This window comes from Brevibacillus sp. FSL L8-0520, assembly GCF_037963895.1.
Classification (GTDB): domain Bacteria; phylum Bacillota; class Bacilli; order Brevibacillales; family Brevibacillaceae; genus Brevibacillus; species Brevibacillus borstelensis.
In genome coordinates, this window is sequence record NZ_CP150171.1 from 1,963,760 (window position 1) to 1,986,680 (window position 22,921).

At 51.4% G+C, this 22,921-nt stretch carries 20 protein-coding genes and 1 tRNA gene; 11 read left to right on the forward strand and 10 right to left on the reverse strand.

Annotated elements, in window-relative coordinates; genetic code table 11:
- Positions 1-10: 10 nt before the first annotated feature.
- Positions 11-1,477: a potassium/proton antiporter gene (locus tag NSQ24_RS09755; RefSeq protein ID WP_003390831.1), complete on the reverse strand. Its 1,467-nt coding sequence runs from the start codon at positions 1,475-1,477 to the stop codon at positions 11-13.
- Positions 1,478-1,864: 387 nt separating this feature from the next.
- Here NSQ24_RS09755 and NSQ24_RS09760 point away from each other — a divergent pair, with 387 nt between their 5' ends.
- From NSQ24_RS09760 to NSQ24_RS09775, 4 genes are all read left to right on the forward strand, one after another.
- Positions 1,865-3,475: an alkaline phosphatase family protein gene (locus NSQ24_RS09760; RefSeq protein ID WP_051925463.1), complete on the forward strand. Its 1,611-nt coding sequence runs from the start codon at positions 1,865-1,867 to the stop codon at positions 3,473-3,475.
- A gap of 113 nt (positions 3,476-3,588) precedes the next feature.
- Positions 3,589-4,752, forward strand: a complete 1,164-nt coding sequence (gene murF, locus NSQ24_RS09765) for a UDP-N-acetylmuramoyl-tripeptide--D-alanyl-D-alanine ligase (protein WP_172920813.1) — start codon at positions 3,589-3,591, stop codon at positions 4,750-4,752.
- 213 nt (positions 4,753-4,965) lie between these two features.
- Positions 4,966-5,955 carry a C40 family peptidase gene (locus NSQ24_RS09770; RefSeq protein ID WP_243015109.1) on the forward strand — a complete coding sequence of 330 codons (990 nt, stop codon included), beginning with the start codon at positions 4,966-4,968 and terminating at the stop codon, positions 5,953-5,955.
- Positions 5,956-6,183: 228 nt separating this feature from the next.
- The gene (locus tag NSQ24_RS09775; protein WP_003390822.1) at positions 6,184-6,537 is read left to right on the forward strand and encodes a hypothetical protein; all 354 of its coding nucleotides are present in this window, start codon (positions 6,184-6,186) and stop codon (positions 6,535-6,537) included.
- A gap of 150 nt (positions 6,538-6,687) precedes the next feature.
- Here NSQ24_RS09775 and NSQ24_RS09780 read toward each other — a convergent pair whose 3' ends face one another.
- The 5 genes from NSQ24_RS09780 to NSQ24_RS09800 form a co-directional block, all read right to left on the reverse strand.
- Positions 6,688-7,128, reverse strand: a complete 441-nt coding sequence (locus NSQ24_RS09780) for a GreA/GreB family elongation factor (protein ID WP_003390819.1) — start codon at positions 7,126-7,128, stop codon at positions 6,688-6,690.
- A 295-nt stretch (positions 7,129-7,423) separates the two neighbouring features.
- Positions 7,424-8,686: a stalk domain-containing protein gene (locus NSQ24_RS09785; RefSeq protein WP_338461757.1), complete on the reverse strand. Its 1,263-nt coding sequence runs from the start codon at positions 8,684-8,686 to the stop codon at positions 7,424-7,426.
- A gap of 187 nt (positions 8,687-8,873) precedes the next feature.
- The gene (locus tag NSQ24_RS09790; protein ID WP_024985451.1) at positions 8,874-9,674 is read right to left on the reverse strand and encodes a FixH family protein; all 801 of its coding nucleotides are present in this window, start codon (positions 9,672-9,674) and stop codon (positions 8,874-8,876) included.
- A 274-nt stretch (positions 9,675-9,948) separates the two neighbouring features.
- Entirely contained in the window at positions 9,949-10,416 is a 468-nt protein-coding gene (locus tag NSQ24_RS09795; RefSeq protein ID WP_003390813.1) for a thioredoxin family protein, read from the reverse strand.
- 3 nt (positions 10,417-10,419) lie between these two features.
- Entirely contained in the window at positions 10,420-10,848 is a 429-nt protein-coding gene (locus NSQ24_RS09800; RefSeq protein ID WP_024985450.1) for a disulfide oxidoreductase, read from the reverse strand.
- Positions 10,849-11,076: 228 nt separating this feature from the next.
- Here NSQ24_RS09800 and NSQ24_RS09805 point away from each other — a divergent pair, with 228 nt between their 5' ends.
- Positions 11,077-12,135, forward strand: a complete 1,059-nt coding sequence (locus tag NSQ24_RS09805) for a DUF4198 domain-containing protein (RefSeq protein ID WP_339167709.1) — start codon at positions 11,077-11,079, stop codon at positions 12,133-12,135.
- A 121-nt stretch (positions 12,136-12,256) separates the two neighbouring features.
- Positions 12,257-14,089, forward strand: a complete 1,833-nt coding sequence (locus tag NSQ24_RS09810) for a copper resistance protein CopC (RefSeq protein ID WP_243014395.1) — start codon at positions 12,257-12,259, stop codon at positions 14,087-14,089.
- On the opposite strand, the gene NSQ24_RS09815 is transcribed toward NSQ24_RS09810, so the two are convergent.
- Positions 14,086-14,874, reverse strand: a complete 789-nt coding sequence (locus NSQ24_RS09815) for a metallophosphoesterase family protein (RefSeq protein ID WP_003390805.1) — start codon at positions 14,872-14,874, stop codon at positions 14,086-14,088. The genes NSQ24_RS09810 and NSQ24_RS09815 overlap by 4 nt on opposite strands.
- Positions 14,875-14,960: 86 nt before the next feature.
- Here NSQ24_RS09815 and NSQ24_RS09820 point away from each other — a divergent pair, with 86 nt between their 5' ends.
- The 3 genes from NSQ24_RS09820 (at position 14,961) to ltrA (ending at position 18,361) form a co-directional block, all read left to right on the forward strand.
- The gene (locus NSQ24_RS09820; protein WP_003390802.1) at positions 14,961-15,686 is read left to right on the forward strand and encodes an NAD-dependent deacylase; all 726 of its coding nucleotides are present in this window, start codon (positions 14,961-14,963) and stop codon (positions 15,684-15,686) included.
- 101 nt (positions 15,687-15,787) lie between these two features.
- A tRNA-Thr gene (locus NSQ24_RS09825) sits at positions 15,788-15,858 on the forward strand.
- A 1,342-nt stretch (positions 15,859-17,200) separates the two neighbouring features.
- Entirely contained in the window at positions 17,201-18,361 is a 1,161-nt protein-coding gene (gene ltrA, locus NSQ24_RS09830; protein WP_338463474.1) for a group II intron reverse transcriptase/maturase, read from the forward strand.
- Here the strand turns inward: ltrA and NSQ24_RS09835 are convergent.
- Entirely contained in the window at positions 18,300-19,745 is a 1,446-nt protein-coding gene (locus NSQ24_RS09835; protein WP_024985259.1) for an IS1182 family transposase, read from the reverse strand. The genes ltrA and NSQ24_RS09835 overlap by 62 nt on opposite strands.
- A gap of 613 nt (positions 19,746-20,358) precedes the next feature.
- Between NSQ24_RS09835 and NSQ24_RS09840 the strand changes: the two genes are divergently transcribed.
- Positions 20,359-21,069, forward strand: a complete 711-nt coding sequence (locus tag NSQ24_RS09840; RefSeq protein WP_024983694.1) for a FadR/GntR family transcriptional regulator — start codon at positions 20,359-20,361, stop codon at positions 21,067-21,069.
- Positions 21,066-22,289: an MFS transporter gene (locus tag NSQ24_RS09845; protein WP_339167711.1), complete on the forward strand. Its 1,224-nt coding sequence runs from the start codon at positions 21,066-21,068 to the stop codon at positions 22,287-22,289. Before NSQ24_RS09840 ends, NSQ24_RS09845 begins: the two co-directional genes overlap by 4 nt.
- Positions 22,290-22,415: 126 nt before the next feature.
- On the opposite strand, the gene NSQ24_RS09850 is transcribed toward NSQ24_RS09845, so the two are convergent.
- Positions 22,416-22,553 (reverse strand): hypothetical protein, encoded by a 138-nt coding sequence (locus tag NSQ24_RS09850; protein WP_161785207.1) that lies wholly within the window; start codon positions 22,551-22,553, stop codon positions 22,416-22,418.
- 4 nt (positions 22,554-22,557) lie between these two features.
- Complete coding sequence (locus NSQ24_RS09855) at positions 22,558-22,782, reverse strand: hypothetical protein (RefSeq protein WP_003390793.1); 225 nt, start codon at positions 22,780-22,782, stop codon at positions 22,558-22,560.
- Between the last annotated feature and the right edge of the window lie 139 nt (positions 22,783-22,921).

Consider the following 22,921-nt stretch of genomic DNA (forward strand, 5'->3'; position numbering starts at 1 on the left):
GCTGACCGTCCTACTGCTCACTTTCTTTGCCCGGCATCTGCTCCAGGAAGACCGATTTCACGCTCTCGCGCATTTTCTTTTCGCAGAGCACGTACAAAATGTCTCCTGCTTTAAGTGTAGTCGAGCCTTGCGGAGTGATCAACTTTGTTTGGCGGATGACGGCTGTGATCAAGGTGTTCTCCGGAAGTGTGAGAGACTGCAGGTCCTGTCCTTCGGCACGGGTACCGGCCTTTACCTCGATTTCCATCATTTCCGAGTTTGTCTTGCCGATCGAGACCAGCTCCAGGCTGTGCGGAATCACCGGCTTTTGTGCACTGGTGAGCCCCCATCTCTGAGCGAGCGGGGAGAGCGTCGCACCCTGAATCAGAGCCGATGTCAACACGACGAAGAAGACGACGTTAAAGAAGAGAATCCCATTGTCCAGTCCAGCGAGCAACGGGTACGTGGCCAGAACGATCGGAACGGCTCCACGCAAGCCCGCCCAGGAAATAAACATCTTTTCTTTTAGCGAATAGCGAGTGAGGGCGGTACTGATGAAAACGCCGATCGGTCTGGCAACAAACATGAGCAGTGCAGAGAGAGCAAGCCCCTGCCACGCGATCACCAGCAGATCGTCCGGGAAGCTGAGTAACCCCAGCAGAATAAACATCAGGATTTGCATCATCCAGGCGAAGCCTTCGTTAAAGCGGAAGATCGAATGGCGATAGGTCAAATCGGAATTGCCCACAACCATAGCCATGACGTACACCGCGAGCAGGCCGCTGCCGTGAAGCAGCGCAGTTCCGCTGTAAGTAAGCACGGCGAGGGATAAGGCGAGCACGGGATAAAGCCCTGACGAATCCAGATTGATCCGGTTGATCGCCCAGACCGAGATTTTTCCCAGGAGCAATCCCATCACGAGGCCAAAGCCCATTTGCCAGATCAGGGAAAGGATCATCGTAAAGAAGCTGGCTTCGGGCTCCTGGATCATTTGGATGAACGAGACGGTCAAAAAAACGGCCATCGGATCGTTTGTTCCCGACTCTGCCTCCAAAAGCGAGGTAATCCGCTCTTTGATGTTCTTGTTTCCAAGCACGGCAAATACGGCGGCGGCGTCCGTAGAACCGACGATAGCGCCAAACAGCAGCCCCTCGAGCCAGGAGAGCTGGAGAATGAATACGGCAAATACGCCAATAACCAGCGTGGTCAAGACAACTCCCAGCGTAGCCAGCGATAAAGACGGAGCAATCACGGGGCGCACTTTGCTCCACTTTGTCTGCATGCCGCCCTCAAAAAGAATGACGATCAGCGCCATTATGCCGAAGAGCTGGGTCAGGGCGGCGTTGTCAAAATAAATGATTTGATTGAGGAACATGCCGACGGCGATAAAGAATACGAGAGAGGGCAAGCCGATCCGGGAGGAAAACTTCGTGGTCAGAACACCGACAACCAAAAGGATGGCAAAGAGCAAAATAATGCTGTCTGTCGTAAATTCCAAAGAGCCACCTACTTTCTGAGAATCTGGAAGACTGTCTATGTAAAAGAGCTGGATTCGTCCTGGGAGGGGCTGGCCTGACGCCTGGCTTGGAGAGTTGCTTTTCGGCGGCAAAGTGGAAAAGCCAACCATCTTTTATTGTAACGCAAACAAGTATTGTTTGTAACAGTTTTCTCAAGCAATGAAAGTTTACACAGATTTTTGCGCCTCCGCGAACCGGACGGCGTGGCTTCCCCGGCACAAGTTGCGGCTCTGCTTAGCAGGGCTGTTTTGATTTAAAGGGACAGGCGTCGTGGGACAGATGGGATAATGTTGTTTCCGGCTGGGGAGTGTAAATGTTAACCATACACAAATACTGCCTGATCGAAACATCGCGGAGGGGAACACAACGTGCCGGTAAAACGAAAGTCTCTATTGCTAGCGCTCAGCTTCGTACTGATGCTCAGCGCGATAGCTGCATGCGCCAAGCCGCACATCCAACAAGAATTGCCTTTGTCTGGAGAAAATCGGTCTGCTGACAGCCGTCCCAAGGTGATCATGCTGCTCGTCGATTCGCTCCAATCGGCTGCGATAGACCGATTGATGCAAGCAAACAAGCTGCCGGCAATCGGCTTTTTGATCAAGAACGGGGTGTACAAGCGAGATGTAATCAGCTCATTCCCGACGATGTCCGTCACCATAGACAGTTCCATGTTGACCGGAACGTATCCGGATGAGCACAATATCCCTGGCTTGCTGTGGTTTCACCCTTCTGAGAGAAGGATCGTCAACTACGGTGACGGGCAAAGAGCGGTATGGCAGCAGGGGCCAGTTAATTTGCTGACAGACACCTTGATGAACTTAAACCAGGTTCATCTCTCAAAGCGCGTTCGCACTCTCCACGAGGAGCTGCACCAGGCCGGATTTACTTCCGCTTCCATTAACGGCTTGATTTATCGGGGGAATGTTCCCCATCAGCTTGTCTTCCCGAACGAATTGCTTCGCTTGGTGATGGGCAGCAGCCGGGTGAATGTGATGGGACCGAATCTGCTTGGATTTGGCGCCTTGTCAAAGGTGAGTCCGGCACCGTTGCCGACGGGGCCCGCCCATGCTTATGGATTTCATGACGAATACACGCTTCAAAGCCTTCTTCAGCTCATAAAAGAAGGAACACTTCCTGATGTGACTTTTGCCTACTTTCCGGATTTGGACGGAAAACTGCATAAAAAAGGCCCTGCGGATGTATCAGGGGTGCTGGAGGTGGACGAACGGCTGCAGCGGCTGCTGAACGCATTCGGCGATTGGGAACGTGCGCTCCGTGATCACGTATTTATTTTGCTGGGGGACAGCGGCGTTACCGCGACAGTGGCGGAGAAAAAAACGGCAGTTATCGATCTGGACGAGCTGATGCAGGCCCGAGGTTACCGCAACACACCGCTGGGGAGGACAGCCGCTCCTGACGATGATGTGGCAATTGCGGTGAACGGGCGGATGTGCTACGTCTACTCCTTGTCCCAGCGTGCCCCGCTTGCAGCGCTGGTGTCTCTGTTTGCAAGCGATCCGCGGATTGATTTGGTCGCGTGGAAGGAGCAAGGGTGGATTTATGTGAGGCGGGGAGGTTCGGAGCGGTGGCTTCGCTACAGGGAGGGGCAGGCGTACCGGGACGAATTCGGGAAGTTGTGGGATGTGGAGGGCGATTGGTCCGTGCTCGGTCTTGCGGTCCACGGAAAAGAGCGGAGAATCGGGTCGCCAGAATACCCGGATGCGTTTTCCAGACTGAAGGGTTCGCTCGATTCTCACCAGGGAGAATTTCTCGTAGCTACTGCAATGCCGGGAACGGAGCTTCATGTGAACCGGTCCCCGAATCATCCGGGCGGAGGCAATCACGGTTCTTTGCACCGCGAAGACTCTCTGGCCCCGATGATCGTGACGGGGAAGGGCAGGCTTCCCTCGTTGCCGGAGCGCCAAGTAGAAATAAAGTCATTTGTTCTCTCCTTGATCCAGATCCAGAGGAAATGGTAGAGAATAGCCGACTGCGGAACTGCTTGGCTGGTTAGAGGTCTATACGGGCTGTCCCGAACGCTCATAGGATAGTTACGCGGAAGTGGACCTGGAAACCAAAGGAGAGATGCCCATTGAGGCGTTTGGGTGGAAAAAGGGCAAAAGCCAAACAGCCTGTGCAGCTTCATCTGCCAGTCGTCGCGGTTACAGGGAGTGCTGGCAAAACCACGACCAAAGAGATGATCGCATCCATCCTGAGTACGCAATTTACGATCTACAAGTCTAGAGGGAACCGAAATTATTTGGGGAACTTGAAGGCTCATGCCCAGCAGATTGGACCCGAGCATCAGGTCGCAGTTCTCGAATACGGGTTGCTGTACAAAGGCGATCTCACCCGCCATTGCCGAATCATTCAGCCTGGGTACGCTGTGATTACGAACATCGGTTCTGCGCATGTCGGCAATGTCGGGAGCGATATACGCGCGCTGGCGATGGCAAAGTCCGAATTGATACGTGCGATGGATCCAAAGGGAAAAGTGTTTCTCAATGTGGACTGCTCGTATTCTCGCGAATTCACACAGCAGCCTTTTCGTGGAAGGTTCCAGGGGGAATTTTTCACCATCGGTATCAAGCACCAAGCGGATTATCAGGCGAGCGGCCTCAAGCGGGAGGGGGACGGCATCCGCTTTCATTGTTCGATCGATGGAGAGCGATTTCCGTTTTTTGTCCCGGTCAGAGGTGAGCATAATGTCTCCAATGCGCTGCTTGCCATCGCAGTCAGTCATCAACTGGGAGTTCCCGTCTCAGGGATCGAAAAAGGGTTGCGGCAATTCCAGCCGCAGAACCGAAGATTGACAACCATGAATGTCGGACCCAATGTCAATGTGATCGACGACACATACAGTTCCAATCCACAGGCGGTAAAAGCGGCATTGGATGTTTTGGAGGAGCTTGAAACCGGCACCAGGATCGCGATCCTTGGCAGTATGCTGGAAATGGGCAGGTACACAGTTCCAGGACATTCTTTTGTCGGGAAGTATGCTTGCAGAAAACAAGTAGATTATTTGTATGCTTTAGGCAAGCATGCCCGTTATATCGCTGCAGGTGCGATTCGGGCAGGTTTTCCGCCCGAGAGGGTAATCCTTTGCAGAAGCAAAAAACAGCTGCATCGAATGCTGCATGAGCACATTCGTCCGGATACTTCTTTTTTGGTGAAAGGCTCTCACCGCCTGCGAATGAACCGGACGGTCGATTTTTTGTGCAGAAAAGCCTTCGCGATTTCCGAGCAAAACGGATAAGAATAGCTGCGCGAACCACTCCCCCTCGAATGTTGCTCGAGGCTGGTTCGCTTTGTTTTGTGTTGCTATATATACAGGAAAAATAGGGCTATTGTCCTCGGACTATGTAATCAAATCCACTGTTGGAAAGATTTACAGCCTTATCGGCTGCGCCCTTTTTGCTTTAAACTGGTTGCGTACCCAATCTGTTGGGAAAACACAGCTAGGAGGAGAATGCGAGTGACGAAACGAGATTGGATACAGAAGTCTACGGTTGCCGTCATGCTTGGTACATCCCTGCTGATGTTCGCAGAAAATGGACAAGCAGCCGAAGCGTCTGATGATTCGCAACTTTCCGGCAAAGCGGAGCAGGTAGCGGCCTTGGCCCAATCGCTTTTGGGAAAGGATTACAAATATGGAGCGGAAGGCCCGACTCAGTTCGGTTCTGCAGGTTTGGCCACGTACATATTTGGAAAAGTAGGCGTAACCATTGAGGACACCATCGCTGAATTGTATCGTTCCGGAAAAACAGTGAGCAAGGATCAGGTAAAAGCGGGCGACCTGCTGTTTTTCTCCAGCAAGGGGACCGGCAATCCCAATTTTATGGGGATCTATGTCGGGAATGACCGGTTCATCTATTCCTCGCAAGGCGAAGACGAGGTCGTGGAAAAACGTCTGTCCGCCTATACAGGCAAACTGGTTGGGGTGCGTTCCTTTTTGACGGATGGGACAGGCACAAGTAATCCAGCCCCTGCGAAACCACCAGTGAACAATGATGCCGAGTCCAAAGGAGACAAGGTGATCGAGGCTGGAAAAAAATATTTGGGGACACCGTATCAATACGGCTCTACCCGCTCCAATAAAGATACGATGGACTGCTCAGAATTTACGATGTGGGCGTACCGGGATGGTCTGGGAATCGACATGGGACGAGGCGGTGCCCGTTCGCAAGCGAATTATGTGAAGCAGCACGGTCACTATACCTATGACATGAAACAGTTGAAGAAAGGGGATCTCGTCTTTTTCATGAGCTATCGCGGCTGGAAAGAGTCGGATTACAAAGGAGTCGATCCCCTCAAGCAAAGCATTACCCACGTAGGCATCTACATGGGAGATGACAAGCTGTTGCAAACGTTTTCCAAAGAATCGGGCGGTGTGAAAATAACCAACTTTTCTGATACCCACTGGGAATACCGCTTTATCATGGGCGGGCGTCCGTATTAATCGCACGTCGAGTAAGTCAGAGCAAGCATCAAATGAACATCCGAAATAGCCATCACCAGGGCGGTTGCAGTGCAACCGCTCTTTTTATTTCCCCTTAAAACAGAAAGCAAGGACATGAGCCAGACGGCAGTCGCGGAAAAATGGATGATTGACCAGCGGCATTCGCGCATGCCTTTCTGCCTTTTTCTGCATTTCTATATAGGGAAACTTGTAGGAGGTGTAACGATCATGAGTTTTCCGTTTCCCCCTGGCAGTGGTGGTTTTCCCCCCGGCAGCAGCAGTCAGCCGCCTGGAAGCAGCGCATTCCCTCCCGGAGGCTTCCCGCCCCCGCCATCTGTACCGCCGCCTAGCAGGATACCGAGCGCTCCTCGTTCCTTCGGGCAGCAGTTCCGCGTAGACCGCGGATCGTTCCGAGGATGCTTGTTCCGCTTTACGTTCGTCTGGCTGCGCAACGGCCGGTCGTTCTGGTTTTATCCCGTTTTCGTCAGCCGCACCACAGTTGCAGGCTATCGATGGAACGGCTTCACATGGCAATACTTCGGCTTAGCTTTAAATCGGATTGTATCCTTTACTTGCTTTTAAAATGAGAACATGAGAGCCGCTGCGAAAGCGGCTCTTTTTTTAGGGGAAAACCATAAACCGCGGTCCTTCCCTGTCGGGTGGCCGCGGTTCTGTCGTGTATTGTGAAGGCAATCGCACAGTACGGAAAAGGGATTGCTGTTATTTTCAACGTTACCAGTCGACAAAACGAATCGAGCGGACAATGACCTCCTGCGTCCCCATGGGCATTTCCAGACGGACCGGCTCATTGACAGGATTCATCAGCAGTTGTCGACCTATAGGCGATAGGAACGAGATTCGTCCCAGATCGGGGTCAGTATGTTCCGGAAAGCAGATCGTCAGGGACTCTTCCAACCCGTCATCCACGTATTGCAAAGCAACTTGCGATCCGATCACCACTTTGGGCAATAGGGAAGTCTCTTGATCTTTCGTTTCCTTCAGCAGTGTTTCCACAGTAGAAACATATTGGTCCAGCCACTGATTGGCTTTTTGGCGTTCGTTGTGTTTACCGGCAAAATGAAGATCTAAAAAAGGAATGCGTTGTTCGTCAAAGAAAACCAACTGCTCCACCAAACGGCGGTGCATGGAATTAGGCAGGGTACTACGGTTCATCGTATTCATCTCCTGTTCGTATTGGAATGAACCAACGGTCAGCAAAGTCTGCGAGTCGCCACGGTGTTCGCCTCATTTTCATGCATAATCCCCCCATATAATAAAAGGTGGCCCCTTGCTCCATGTGCAGGGGACCATACTTTCATTTTACCTAAATCCTAGAAAAAAACAACATCGTTTCCAGTTGGCACAGGCTCCTTGAAAAAGCAGAAACAACAAAATATCCCCCGGTGTCCTTGGCGGATACGGGGGATTCCAATGAGTCTATGGAGCTCGCGTTGCTATCGTCATGGGATTATTGAAGAAAGGCTGGAGCAGCTTCTTTCATTTCGATGGATTGCGCCAAGCGAGCCTTTTCGGCCTCGGTGATGAGTCCGAGGCGCCATAGAGCGATGCCCTTCAATCCATGGCGTTTGGCCAGACCGACCTTGCTGTCAATTGACTGCTCGTCTTCGCTGGCTGCTGAAATTCCGAGCAGCAGCTTTTCCTTTGGCACGTGTGCCAGTGCCATCGTGATTGCTTCATTTACTTTACCCATCGGCTCGGGACGCTTTTCGTCCTCGTACGCGTAGGCCATCAATACGAGCTCATCGGCCACCTTGCCAAGAGAGGCGTAGTCATACCCCTGATAGGAGCTGTTGAGGGGATGAAGTACGAGCGAAAGCAAAATGCCTGACTCATGCAAAGGTTTCGCCAACAACTGAACGAACTCGGTAAATTGCTGGCGGGCCAATGCGATATCGCCGCTCAGTCCAAGACCTTCGAAGTCTAGTGACACACCGGCAAACCCTTTTTCCTTGGCAAGCGAGACAATTTCAGCTATCGCACGCTCACGCAGACCGGGTTCAGACAGCAGGCGCGTCAGCTCTCCGGTGCCGTCTGTGGCAAACACCATGAGAGAGGGAGCCGTCCCTTGTTCTTTGGTGGCTTCGATGATCTTCTCGGGAGTGATGTCATTTGCCGGCTTCGGCCAATAAAAATCCTTCCCCTCAAGGGTAAGCTGAGCATTGCCGTCGATCCGGGCCCAACCAAACGCGACTGCATCAAACGCCGGGATATACTGCCGCTGCGAATAAGATGAAATCGCGTAAAACGCCGTGGTATGCAGCTTCTGGCGCGGTGAAGCAATCGAAACGGTCCGTGTGGCAGGCTCCCAGTTTACTTGCGCACCGAATTGCGTGCTGAAAAACTGCAGGGGGATCAAGGTGTGCCCGTTTTGCTCAAAGGGGGCGACGGGGAGCTGCGTGGCCACGCCGTTCACCATAACCTGCGGATTATCCAGCTGCATTTGTATGTGCTTCCCGTCCTTGTCCGCCGTAATCGTTCGCGTTTTGCCGTCCCACTGTACGTCAATTCCCAACGCTTGCGCGATTACACGGAAGGGAACCATGGTTCTGCCCTCAACAAGTCTGGGTTCAGCGGCAAAGGTCAGCGGATACCCATCCAGCAATATCGTGGGGGCGGACGGAACTGTCGCGGCTTCGGCAGAAGGTACCAGTCCGTTCAACATGCCAAAACAGGCGAGTGCAAGCAAAAATGATCGTTTGTTCTTTTTCATCGTATCCTCTCCCAACTTCTCTCTACTCGATTCTTATATCAGTCCATGGACATTTCTGCAAGATGAAAGTTTCTGTGGATATGTAAAAATATTGAGAAAACGGAAAAGCGGCCGGGCTGCCCAAGCCGTAAAAAACCCCGCTCATACTAGTGGGCGGGGCTTGTCGCAAACATTCGAATGGCAAGGCTTATTGTACGGTTACCGAGAATTCCTTATGGTCATGGATCTCTCCCTTTTCCACATGCACCTTGACGGTGTACGTACCCGAAGCAGGGAAAGCGGCGTTTGCCGTCGTGTATTCGCCAGGCTGTTTTTCGCTGGCATCCACATACTGGTGCTTCTCTTCGCCTTCGCGCCAGATTTCAAATTTGACCGCAGCTTCCGTCAAAGCCTGGTTGTCCTTTTGCACATGAACCGTCAAGGAAGCAGCTTCATTTGCTTTGATTGACTCAGCCGGCTGAAAGTGCATATTGACAACGGCACCGTGATGGTGTTCCTCTGACCCGTGAGAGCTGCCGTGTTCATGCGCAGCCGAATGTTCCGGCTGGGAAGCCTGATCGTGCTCGTGCGCTGCATGAGAGCCGTCAGCTTGATCAGCGGCGCCTTTTACCGTAAAGGTCTGTGTTTGCATATTGTGAAAATCGCGGGCTGTCACGTGGTACATCACGTTGTATGCTCCTGGCTCGGCAAACGTTTTTTGGGCGGTGTAAACTCCTTCTTTTTGGAGTGTCGCCGGGATGGTTTCGTGCTGTTCCTGTCCATCCTTCCAGATTTCGAATTCCGTTTCCCTGGCATCGTCGACAGGAGCACCGTCTTGGGTCACTTTTATCGAGAAGGTTACCGCTTCATTGGCTACGACCTCCTGCGGCTCAATCGTCAAGGCTACCTCAATAGGAGACCCAGAGGGGAGGGCATTCTCTTCTTTGCTGCAGCCCGCGCCCACGATCAGGGCGAGCGAGGCAATCACTGTCCATATATGTCGTTTCACTTGTACATCCTCACTTTCTGTCATCACAATTACGAGAAACCCCTGCTTTTGTCAAATTGCATCAAAAAGCGGACGGTTTCTTTTCGCTGGGGCAAGTATCCTGCCCGGCGGTGTGAAAAGTCTTTTCCTGCTCCCACAACATTATAGGCAAAAAGGGGGAGAAAAAGATGACTCAAACGGGCTATTTCCCTGTTGATTTACAAGAGTGTTCACATAAACGCCACCTTTTTTATGCGAGAACAGGAAAGCCTCCCGTAAATTGGGAGGCTGCAAGTCATTTTTTCTGTTCCTGAAACCATTGTTTCAATTCATCGGCTGTCTGTTCGCCGACCAGACGAGATACTTCTTTTCCATCTTTGTAGTGGACGAGAGTAGGGGTGTACTCAATGGCAAACGCATCCCAGCTGGATGCAAATTCGAGCAGGTTGTGCTTCTTGACATCCACTTTCAGCTCATCGGCAACCGGAACCAGGACGGGTGTCGTTCGCTGGCAGTGTTCGCAAGTCGGACTGTAGTAGTAAATGAACAGCTCTTCTTTCCCTTCCAGCTTTGCTTTCAATTCGTCAGGGAGAATTTGATTTCCGTAATTGGGGTCATCCAATTGAGCGATCGTAGCCGGATTCAGATTTGTTTTGCCGAAAGGATTTCCTTCTGCAGCTTGCTTGTTGGCCATATCCGAATACACGACGGCTCCGATCAGAAATACAGCAGCGATGACGGATAGGATAATGATCTTTTTCATGCTTTACTTCTCCTTCCCATTGGTACGAATGAAAATAAGCAGTACGGTAATCAAAAGAAAAGCGATGAGCGCCAGGAACGGAATGGTGATAAAGCCTAGCCAGTTGATGTAGTCCGTGTTGCACGGGATGATTCCGCACGCGTTGCCGAGCTCATGCAGAGCGGGGACCTTCTGTACCAGATAGTGATAGAGTGAAATGGCTCCCCCGATAATAGACAGAGGCAGGGCATATCGCGCAATTCCGTAATCTTTTTTTGCGGAAGCGATCCCGAGCAAAAGGACCAGCGGATACATAAAAATTCGTTGGTACCAGCACAGTTCGCACGGAATGTACTTCAGCACTTCCGAGAAGAACAAGCTGCCCCCGGTTGCGACCAGGGAAACCACCCAGGCTGCAAAGAGCGCTTGCTCCACTATACTCTCTCGTCTCATATCAACACCTCGCCCATTATCTTACCATAATTACATAAAGGAAGTAACTTATGTTAAGTAACAACTTGTGAACGCTGTTTGAACTTGCCTGTTTTCACCCACGTTCACATATCGTTCAACCCTGGCCCCTCAAAGATAGCCCTGTTGAGTCATACTCAATCCAGCGGACGAGCCATATACTGAGACTGGATATCAAAGGAAAAACAATCGATCGGGAGGAACTCAACCATGAAAAAACGAATGACGCTTATTCCTGCTCTCGCTTTGGCGTGCCTGCTCGCTGTACCGGCATCGGCACATGACGGCTGGTCGCAAACCAATACACCGATTGTCTCGGCTGGCGAGGTTTCGTACGTAGAGTTGCTGTTCGGAAACCACTCCAACCATCATGGCAGCTATCGCATTGAGGGCAAGTGGAGTACCGATTCTACCAAAGTATACGTTACCTCTCCGAATGGAAGCAAAGCAGATATTACCACGACTCTCTTTTATACGGGAGAAGAGAAAGAAGTGACAGAGCCGGGGAAAAACAACTATTACGTAGCTTCTTTTTCCGCTTCCACCCCGGGTGCATACATCGTGTCCGTGGAAGGAGACAGTCTCTTTCAAAATGCCGAGGTCTCCAGCCGGACATTGCGCAGTGCTAAATCCTTCGTCGCCGTCAGCGATATCCCTTCTTTGGAAAGAGTAAAAGAGCTGAAGGGCTTCAGCCGTCCGGTCAGCCTGGATCGGGCGGAGCTGGTGCCGCAGTTCAACCCGGCAGCGGTTACACCTGATCAGAAGGTGTCTGTTCAACTGCTGCTAAAAGGGAAGCCGCTTGCAAACTCGGAAATTACCCTGATCCGCCGCAGCACCAGTGATGCGGCCATCTACAAGACAGATGCAAATGGCACGATTGCCTTTACGACTGGCCCGGCTGACTATTATCTGCTCCGGGCGAAACCGGCTACCGATGAAAAAGTGGCAGGTCAATACGATACAACCAATTACGAGGCAACCATGACCTTTTCCGTCCAGAACGGGAAGTTTTCCCTCCCGGCGCAAAAGGCGAAGGGTGCGCAGCCGCTCGTCTATATCAACGGCAAGCTGACTGACGTGTCCGGGCTGACATCGGCTGACGGGAAGACGACTGTACCAGCTACATTCGTGAAAACGGCTTTGAATCCTGCTTATCAGGGAACCGGCCAGGTGGATTTGCGGAAAGCCGCAATGGAAGCAGGAGCGACAGTCGAAGTATTGGCACCGATCGGCACTTTGCCGGAAGCGATTGTCATCTCGAAGAAATAAGCAGCGATAGCCAATCGGAAAAAGCCGTCGAAAGTTTTTCGGCGGCTTTCTAGTCGTCTTCTCTGCCGGAAGCTATTTCTCGGCGGCGAAAGGGCTTGGCAAATGGAAAGGGGAACAACGTATGAAAAGATGGCTCCTTTACTTCTGTCTGTGTGTATGCATGGTGTGCAGTGTTCCGTCATTTGTGTACGCTCATGCCAATGTGGATCAATCCTCGCCACAGCAGGAGTCAGAGCTGCAAACCTCGCCGAAGGAGATACGGATATCCTTCACGGAGGAAATCAATGCAAATGTGAGCTCGCTCGTTTTGAAAACAGAGCAGGGAGAGGTCGTACCGGGTACGTTTCGGGCAGAGGGAAAAAAGACGCTCGTGATGCCGGTCTCTTCCTTGAAAAACGGTATATACCGTGTGGAATGGCAAGTGTTGTCGGTAGATACTCATGTTACGGAAGGCTCGTTCCGATTCGCTGTAGGAGTACCGCTGCCCAAACATCGTCCGGCTGATACGGTCTCCCTGGACGGGGACGAGACGACTGAAGCTGCTGTTCCGCCGCCCACTGCTCTTCCGGCACAGGAACAGGAAGCTTTGAATCAGTCAAAAAACGGACCGGCTAAACAAAACGAGAACGCTTCGGCAGCGACGGAAAAAACAAAAGGCTCAAAAAGTGAAGAGAAGGCCGCTCCTTACGCCGATCCAAAGGCTGCCAGCCCGCAACAAGAAGTGAAAAAAGCTCCCGTTGACAGCCAAGATGCCAGGCAATCGCAAAATACAGGATCTTCAGAGCTTGCAGCCCCGGGTACAGCAGGGCAGTCCTCTTCAGCGGAAGCGGATAAAAACTCCGTAAAAGCGGAACAGACATCTCCCGCCGACGAAGCCGGTCAAGCCCCATCGGTGTCCATTTCGGGGGTTCAGGCAAATAACGGACAGCAGCCTTCCGTAACCGTTGGAAAAGGAAATGGCTCCTCGGATGCCCAGGTTACAAAAGGGGAAAGCGGCGTAGAAATTGTCGCCGACAAGTTTGCCTCCCCGGAAGACCATAACCACGAGGCTCATGAGGCATGGAACAGATGGCTGCGGATGGCAGATGTGCTTGTTGCGGGAGGCTTAGGCATTTTGGTGTTTCTCTCCAGGTGGGAAGGGTTTGTCCGGGCCATCGACACCAAGTGGCTCCACAGCAGAAAGGTCAAGCTGATCATCTGGCTGGCCATGCTCTTTTTTGCGGTGAGCGGTGCCGTAAGAATCTGCCTTTTGGCTGACATGCTTCGCTTGCCGGGAGGCTTTGGGGAAAACATGCTGACGCTGCTTCGTGAAACGATGACAGGCACGATCGGATGGATTCGGCCCCTGCTCTGCTTCCTGCTTCTTCTGGCAGTGCGCTATACGGCTCATTTCCGGTGGGGAAGTACGATAGCAGTCATCGCCCTGTTTTGCACGTTCCCATTGACGGGTCACGCCATGGCAGGACAGGAGAGATTTGCTTCGATGACCTCTGACGTTCTCCATATGGCGGCGGCAGTCATCTGGATGGGGGGCTTGTCTGGATTGACGGTATTGTCATTCCGGCTCGCCATGAATCCCGATGGGCTGATTGCCATGCACAAATTGATGAGCCAATTCGCCCAGCTGGCACTGTATTCGGTCGCAGTCATTTCCGGGACAGGCATTGTCCTCGGGCTGCTCCGCTTCTCACAGCTCCAGCAGCTGGCGACCACTTCGTACGGGCTCATCCTGACCGCCAAGATCGGCGCGTTTTTGCTTGCGCTACTCATCGCCGCATTCCATCGCGGACGGGTAATGCCCAGACTGACCGTGCTTTCCGGATTGCAGGAAAAAGACGCTCTCCGCTTGGCGAAGAAGCTGTCCTGGACGCTGCGCCTTGAGCTCATCATTGTCTTGGCGGCCTTGATATTGGCGGGTCTGCTCTCGGCAACTCCCCCGCCGATCATTCGTTAAGTGAGGCGTACCCGGGGAGCCGATTGCAGACCTCTGAGCGGAACATAAACATACCGGAGGGAAGGCCAGTTGACGAGGAGAATGCCGCCTTGCGGGGACGCCGCTCCGCCGTCGATGCCGATCAGGTTCCCGTGGTGCCAAGGGCCCTGTCCGGTATACCCGGGAAGCCTGGGGACGGGCGTGTGACCGAAGATAACCATTTCTTCTCCCCTGTAATGATCGTAGAACGGCTCTCGAATCCAGAGGAGGTCCTCGGGACGTTGTTTGGAAAGGGGGATGCCCGGCCGAATGCCTGCGTGCACGAGCAGCGGCGGCTGCCCTCCGGTGGATTCATTGGCAGGCAGCATTTGGTAGAGAGGCAGCGATTCGAGAGTGGGGAGCAAGTACGTGTAACGGGCAAGAATATCTTCGCGAGCTGCGTTTTGCGTTTCGACGGGGGGGACTTCGCCAAGAAAGGCGCGGCGCAATGCCTGTCGCCCCAAAAACGAGCGCACGGTGGCATCTCCGCCATTCATCAGCAAATACAAAGTGGGATCCATATTCCCCTTCAGCCAGTCCTCGAACATCTGCTCATGATTTCCCTTGAGCAAGAAAATCTGCTCCGGATAAGCATTCTTCAGACTGAGCAAATACTCCAGTACCTCTTTTGATTGGGGGCCGCGGTCGACCATGTCTCCGATTACGTAGAGGCTGTCTTGGCGTTCCGGGGAAAAGGAAACCCGCTGCAAGGCTTCGCGAAGCGCTTGATACTGACCGTGGATGTCTGAGACGAGATAGATGTTCATCTTGACTGCTCCTCCCCGTGTACTTTGTCGTTGACTTCCTATAAAATATGAACAATTGTATGCATTCGTGAGAGGAGGGGAAGGCTTTGGACGAATTGAACAAGCTGCTCAAGGATGCCCGCCACGCCATCGTTTTCACGGGAGCCGGGATGTCAACGGAAAGCGGACTGCCTGATTTCCGTTCTGCACGGACGGGATGGTGGCAGGGAAAAGACCCGGCAAGACTCGCCAGCACAGATGCTCTTCGCAACAATCGGGAGGAATTTGTCTCCTTTTACCGGATGAGAGTGGAAGGGCTTCTGTCGTGTAAGCCTCACCAGGGGCATGTGATTTTGGCCGAATGGGAACGGCGGGGACAGATCAAGGGGATCATTACGCAAAATGTGGACGGCTTTCATCAGCGTGCCGGCAGCCGGCGTGTTGCGGAGCTCCACGGGACACTAGCCACGCTTACCTGCATGCGCTGTACAAACAAATACGAGTCTGCCCGCTATTTGGATCAGGGGGGGACTGCGTGCGAGTGCGGCGGGTTTTTGCGTCCTTCTGTCGTGCTGTTTGGAGAATCGCTTCCGGAAGCCGCCTTTGCACAAGCGGTGGAATGGACAGAGCGGGCAGACCTGTTCCTTGTACTGGGCTCATCGCTTGCCGTAAGTCCGGCCAACTGGTTTCCAGAGCAGGCGAAAGCAAGAGGGGCGAAGCTGGTCATTATCAATCGGGATGCTACCCATCTCGACGGTATTGCCGATCTGTTGATACAAGATGCGCCGATTGGCGACGTTTTGCGGAAGGCTGAAATCGAGTGGAAACATTAAAATTTCCTCTTGATTTTTAGCCTTCTTTTTACTAGAATAATTTTTGTAAAACGGCTGGGTATTATTTTACCAGGCAGAAAAAGAGAAACTGTCTTGAACCTGCCCCTATAGTTAAACGGTATAACAGATCACTCGTAATGATCAGTTCGTGGTTCGATTCCGCGTGGGGGCATCATTTTTCATCAAATGCTCGCCATATCGACGTTTTTATCCGATACATAATCGCCTCTTTCATTGTCTTTTACGGGCAAATGGAAGGGGCTTTTTCTATTTCGTTTGCAGGGAAACGCAAATAGTGTTAATTTGGCCTCTGATCGAAGGGTTGATCGGCATGTAAAAAATGCCACAACAGGACAAACGAAAATGAGTTGCTACTGGCATGGAAAATTTTGTCCAATCATAGTGCGATCGTTTGTGAATTGGTCCGCAACGGAAAAGAGGAGTCTCATTTTGTAGGTATTGCAAAGTAAACGGAAGATACAGAGCATTGGTGTAAGAAGCTATTCATGAATGAAACAGAGAGCAAAAGTAATACAAAAGTCCCGTCAAAATTATCATGCCTATAGCTCGATATCGCAGCTTTTTTCATATATTCGATGCCCCGGCACTCTCCGATACAGAAATGAAACAAATAAGGAGCGTGTTTGCCCGTGATTCGTCCTTCCTTCTATTTTAAAGTACCGTGGAGAAAGGCCGCTGCTTTTCGGCGCGAGCTGGCCAAGATACCCGATTCCATCCCGCACATCGTCACGTCTTTTCCGAGCGGCGAAATTGCATTTATGTTCCCGGACCTCCCTGTACATCAATATATCCGCGTAGTACGTATTTTTGGGGAGAACGGAATCCCTTTGGTGATATCAGAAAACGAGTGCATGATATAACCGCGAATTGGTTTGTAGCAGGAGCTAAAAGGAATAGGTATAGGCCCCCGGACGAATGCATGGACGGGGGATTTTTTGGTGCGCCCAGCATGGGCGATAGCTATAGGGTGAAAGTCCCGAACGGGGGTTGGCTGTACCAACCGTTAGCTCAAGGCAAGGGTGTCGACCGCGAGGTCGAATCTGAAGGAAGCCGGCGGCAAAATCCCGACCTGAGGTACACGAACCCAATTTGAGGCTGTTGTATCCGGGCGAGTCTGCCAAACAAGACAAAGCCCCATACAGCCAAGGGATACAGTAGTAAACTTGGGCAGGTACATGGGATGAAAGTTATCGTTCTTACCTGGGGAGGTCTGCATGAAACGCCTTCAACTGTTGGTAACCGTCTCCGTAAGGAGACGCTGAACATGCAGAAGTCAGCAGAGGCCATAGTACCCGAGTAGAGGACGCTTGAATGGGGAAGGGCCGAACATCAAGTCAGCATGCGATCCATGTCTTTTGATACGGTACGTCGAAGCAGAATTCTGTCAAGGAACTACTTTTGAAGAGCAGGGGTGAAGCCCCGAGGGTACAAAAGAGGGCTGAGTATCGTACAGCAAGCACGGAGTCCGCATGTGCGAAGGAAGGAACATCATTATGGATTTGCTGGAAAAAGTCTTATCACGGGAAAACTTACGGATGGCACTCCAACGAGTGGAGGAAAACAAAGGTGTCGGTGGAGTCGATGGTGTTTCAACCGAACAACTACGCGATTATCTACGTGAACACTGGCAAGCCATCCGCGAGAAGATGGAAAGGGGAACCTATAGACCTTCACCTGTTCGCAGAGTCGAAATCCCGAAACCTGACGGTGGTGTAAGGTTATTAGGCATTCCCACCGTGGTAGACCGCTTTATTCAGCAGGCCATCCTCCAAGTGTTAACGCCGATCTTCGACCCCACCTTCTCGGAATCTAGCTATGGGTTCCGTCCAAAACGTAGCGCTCACATGGCAGTAAGGAAAGCGCAAGCGTATATCTCCGAAGGATATCGTTTCGTGGTGGACATCGATCTAGAGAAATTCTTTGATCGCGTAAATCATGATATTCTAATGAGCCGTGTGGCTCGAAAAGTTCAGGACAAGAGAATTTTAAGACTGATTCGTTCCTACTTGAATGCGGGGATCATGATAAATGGCGTCTGTACAACATCAAGTGAAGGAACACCGCAAGGTGGGCCGTTAAGCCCACTTTTGGCAAATATCCTACTTGATGATTTGGACAAGGAACTCGAAAAGAGAGGCCACCGTTTCTGCCGCTACGCAGACGATTGTAATATCTACGTGAAAACAAAACGGGCAGGGGAACGAGTAAAGAAGAGTATTCAAAACCACTTGGAGAAGGTACTAAGGCTAAAAGTAAATGAGGAGAAAAGCGCGATAGACCGACCATGGAAACGAAAATTCTTGGGCTTTAGTTTTACCTTTGCAAAACAGACAAGGATTCGCATCCACCCCAAATCCCTCCTCAAGCTAAAAGAGAAAATCCGCACGATCACGAATCCGGTGTGGAGCATCTCGATGGAGAAGCGGATTGAAAGAATAAATCAGTACCTCATGGGCTGGATTGGATATTTCGCCCTTGCAGACGCGAAGGGCATTCTACAATCCATTGAGGAATGGACAAGGCGCAGGCTCCGTCTTTGTTTGTGGATGCAGTGGAAACGCGTGAGAACCAGATATCGAGAACTTCGTTCTCTCAGGTTGCAGACAAACTCCCTCGCTGAACGAACAGCAGAGGGAGTTTGTTTAATAATTTGATGAAAATACCGAAGGTGTTTTGATCGTTCACCTTTTGGCGACCTGATTTCCATAGCCAGGTCGCCATTTTTTTCAAGTTCATGGCAGCGAAAACAAGCATCGCCTGCATCGTGACCTTCTCCAGTCCTCGTAAGGTCGTCCAACGCATGCCATGCTTTTCCTTCATATCAGCGAATACACGTTCAATCGTTTCTTTCCGTTTGCTATAGATTTGTTTGTTTTCCTCGGTATGCCGGAGGTGGTCTACCTCTTCGAGGTAATCAGCCCAGATGTGGCGACTCACTCTCTTTGTGTAGTCTTTACTTTCCGTGCATTGTTTCAAGAACGGACAACTTCGGCAAACTTGAGAATTTGATCGATAGATACGGTACCCATCCTTGTTTGTTGTCTCATATGTTAAGATTTGCTCGTTCGGGCAGATGTAGCAGTCGAAATATTCATCATACACATATTCGTGCTTTTTAAAAAAACCTTCTTTGGTGCGTGGTCTTGTGTAGGGCATAACGGGGCGAATCTGGTCATCAAGGAGTGTTTTACTGATGTAAGGCGTCTTGTATCCCGAGTCCACTGCCACAGCTTGAGGCTGTGCAAACGTCTTTCGCACTTGATTCAAAACATCCTCAAAAACCTGACTGTCATGCACATTGCCTGGCGTTACCTTGGCACCAAGCACAAATCCATTTCGATCACATGCTGTATGAAAACTATAAGCAAATACACGTTCCTTTTCCCCTTTTACAAACAATCCGCAATCCGGGTCAGTTGTGCTGACTTTCACCTCCTTCTTCGAAGTTTCTGTCTTTTTTTCAAGGGGCTTCTTTCCATGTGCAATACGATCCTGATTGATTTCTTCGTCCAGCAGCTCTTGATATTTCTTCGCTTGTTCTTCAACGATTTCTTTCACGTATTTATGCTTATTCGCACTGGCTTTTACATGCGTAGCATCAATGAAAAGCACATCAGGCTTCACGAATCCATGATGAACCGCCTCCTCCAATATTCGAAGGAAGATCGACTCGAAGAGTTGAGTATCCCGAAAACGGCGAACATAGTTCTTGCCTAGGGTCGTGAAATGGGGAATGGGCTGACTGAAATCATAGCCAATAAACCACCGATAGGCAACATTGGTTTCGATCTCTTTAATCGTTTGTCGCATGGAACGAATTCCAAAAATATATTGGATGAAAGCAATTTTAACTAAGACTACAGGGTCAACACTGGGTCTGCCATTGTCATGACAGTAGAGGCTTTCCACCAAGTCATAGATGAACGAAAAGTCGATTGCATTTTCAATTTTTCTTACGAGATGATCTTCTGGCACCAACTCATCTAGCGAGAATGCAGATATCTGATAACGCCCTTCGGCCTCTTGCTTATTAAGCATAATGCCACCTCTAAAAAATAACTTTTGAAAACGTAACATGTTCTATATTCAACAAAAAAGCCTGCAGACCCTGTTCCTTACGGAACTTTGTCTACAGGCTGCGAGAACTTCGTTCTCTTGGCATATCTCACGTAAAAGCCATTGAAATTGCAAATACCCGCAAGGGTGCATGGCGTACCACAAAATCTCCGCATATACACAAAGCCCTCGGCATTGCCTACTGGCAACAACAAGGGCTGAAAAGCTTAGTGCAACGATATTCTCAAATTCGTCAAGCTTGGTGAACCGCCGTATACCGAACGGTACGTACGGTGGTGTGAGAGGACGGGGGTTAGTCGCCCCCTCCTACTCGATTGGAACAGAAAAAAAGCCTGACCAATCATTGGTCAGGTGAAAAATGAAAAAGCGTCTACTACCTTTATCGTCAGAAGGGTAGGTCTTTTTTACTGTTTTCCTGTAACTTTTGTAAAAAATTTTAAAAAAGCCCATCTTTAATAACGGGAGCAAGGGTCTATAATCCTATTTTCAAAAGAGTTGATGGGTTGACACACCATTCGCCTATGTTATAATCAAAAACATCCAATCATCCTACGTTTGGTGGTGAGTGAGAATTATGAAATTAAAACAGGCAGGGAGAATGACACTGGTGGAGCAGGTTGTAGCACAGATCTATTCCCTGATCCAGTCAGGGGACTGGCCGGTTGGCACGCGAATTCCGCCAGAGCCGGAGCTGGTCAATCAGTTGGGGGTCAGCCGCAACACGGTACGGGAAGCCGTCAGGGCCTTGGTGCATACAGGTATGCTGGAAACAAGACAGGGAGACGGCACCTATGTTTGCTCTTCCAGTGAACTGGGTGCTGCTCTGCAGCGTCGGTTTCAGCGCTCTGCCTTGACAGAAACGCTGGAGGTGCGTTCTGCACTGGAGCAGGATGCCGCCCGCCTTGCTGCGCTCAGGAGAACGCCGGAAGACGTGGAAGCCATGAAGACCTGGTTGACAGCAAGCGAGGTAGCCGATAACGCCCAGACCTATATTGAAGCAGACGTGCAGCTTCACATGTCTATCGTAAAAGCAGCGCACAACAGCATCCTGTTGGAGCTTTATGAGCACATGACTGAGTCGATCCAGCAGTCCATTGGAGAGACGGTAGACAAAGTGGTTTTCTCGGCTGCGTCCAAGCGACTCGCCCTGCATAAAAAAATCCACAGAGAGCTGATAGATGCGATTGTCGCGGGCAGACCGGAAGAGGCAATACTCGCTGTCCGGGCTCATATTGAAGCAGCGCAGCAGGCTTTCGAGGATCAAGAACGGGGAGATGCAAAATGAATACAGATCAAGCTTTATCCCGTGAAGGAGCACGGGCCGGCATATGGCTGCTCGCCTTCGGGATTATACTTGTTGCCACCAATCTGCGGGCACCGATAACGGCTGTCGGTCCTATCATTGGGGAGATACGCGATCATACCGGCATTAGCAATACAGTCGCCGGTCTGCTGACCACCCTGCCGCTGCTCGCGTTTGCCCTGCTTTCACCGCTCGCCCCGAAAATATCGCGGCGGTTCGGGATGGAACAGACGATTATGTACAGCCTGCTTGTCCTGCTGACAGGAATCGTTCTCCGCTCCCTCCAGTCGGTCTGGCTGCTTTTTATCGGGACCGCCTTGCTCGGCTTGGCTATCGCTCTCGGCAATGTGCTGATCCCAAGCTTGATCAAGCGGGATTTTCCGCAAAAGGTAGGAGTGATGACCGGTGCTTACTCCATGGCGATGAATTTGTTCGCTGCCATCGCTTCGGGGGTGAGCATCCCGATTGCTCACGGTCTTTCGTTCGGGTGGCAAGGCTCGCTCATCTGCTGGGCCATTTTGGCTTTTATCGCATTGGCCGTATGGGTGCCACAGCTGCGCAAAAACGCACAAACGGCAGTTTCGGTTAGAGCGGGTTCGACTGCAGGGGCAATTTGGAAATCTCCGCTTGCGTGGAAAGTGACACTGTTTATGGGGCTGCAGTCCTTGGTGTTTTATGTGGGGATAGCATGGATTCCGCAGATTCTTCAGGATCAAGGTGTAAGTCCTTCTGCTGCGGGGTGGATGCTGTTCCTGATGCAATTCGCCAGTCTGCCTGGCAGCTTCCTGATGCCGGTGCTTGCAGGGAGAGTATCCAATCAGCGTCTGCTCGTAGCCATTACGACAGGATGCATGTTCATAGGGTACGCGGGTTTGCTGGCTGGAAATACGGTGCTCATGCCGCTCTGGATTATTCTGATCGGTATCGCTGGCGGCTGCAGCTTCAGCTTGGCAGTCATGTTTTTCTCGCTGCGTACACGCAGTGCGGCCGAAGCGGCTGAGCTGTCCGGGATGGCCCAATCGGTCGGGTACCTGCTGGCTGCGCTCGGCCCGACTCTTTTTGGCTTTATCCATGACGTGACACAAGGCTGGACGATGCCGCTCTTCCTGCTGCTCATCGTAGCCTTCTTGCTATTCCTGGTCGGCTTGGGGGCTGGCAAGAATGTGTATCTCACCTCCGCCGAAAAAAGCGCGGCTTCCTGACCGCAGCAAGAGAAGCGAATGCAAGTAGCAAAGCTGCGCCAATATCAAGAAACAGGAAAGCATGGTCCGCATGCCGTCTGCAAGGACTTCGGTCCGAAGCAGTCTCGTATGTGACCATGCTTTCTGTCATTTGACGGACTTTTCTTCGTTGTCTGCTTGTGTGTCTTGATTGCCCGGGAACACCTCGTTTTCCCATTTGGTCATGAAATAACCGGACAAAAGAAATGAGCCGATGATGCCCGCGGCGATGAGTACACCAGTCATCTTCTTAATCCGGATACCTCTCGCCCTCGCCCTGGAACAGCTCGCGAACCTTGGAATGGGTCCTGGCAGGCAAATGTGGCAAGACAATCGCCAGCTGGCCTTCACTGAGATCGAGCGGGCTGCCGGGAGATTCCACAGCGTGCGGAATATTCATGGCTTCCAGCGCCCGTGTATAGACAGCGGCATCATCCCAACTGGTTACGTAGTAGACGGATTTGTTTTCCAACATCATCACACTCCTCAACGCTAGTATATGCCGGAGAGGGGAGCAACTATTAAGTTGCCGTTTCGCGGAAAAACACAACGGTTTCCGTGAGGGACACGGTTTCACGGTGAGCGGGAAAAATAGATAAACGTAAGCGAAAACC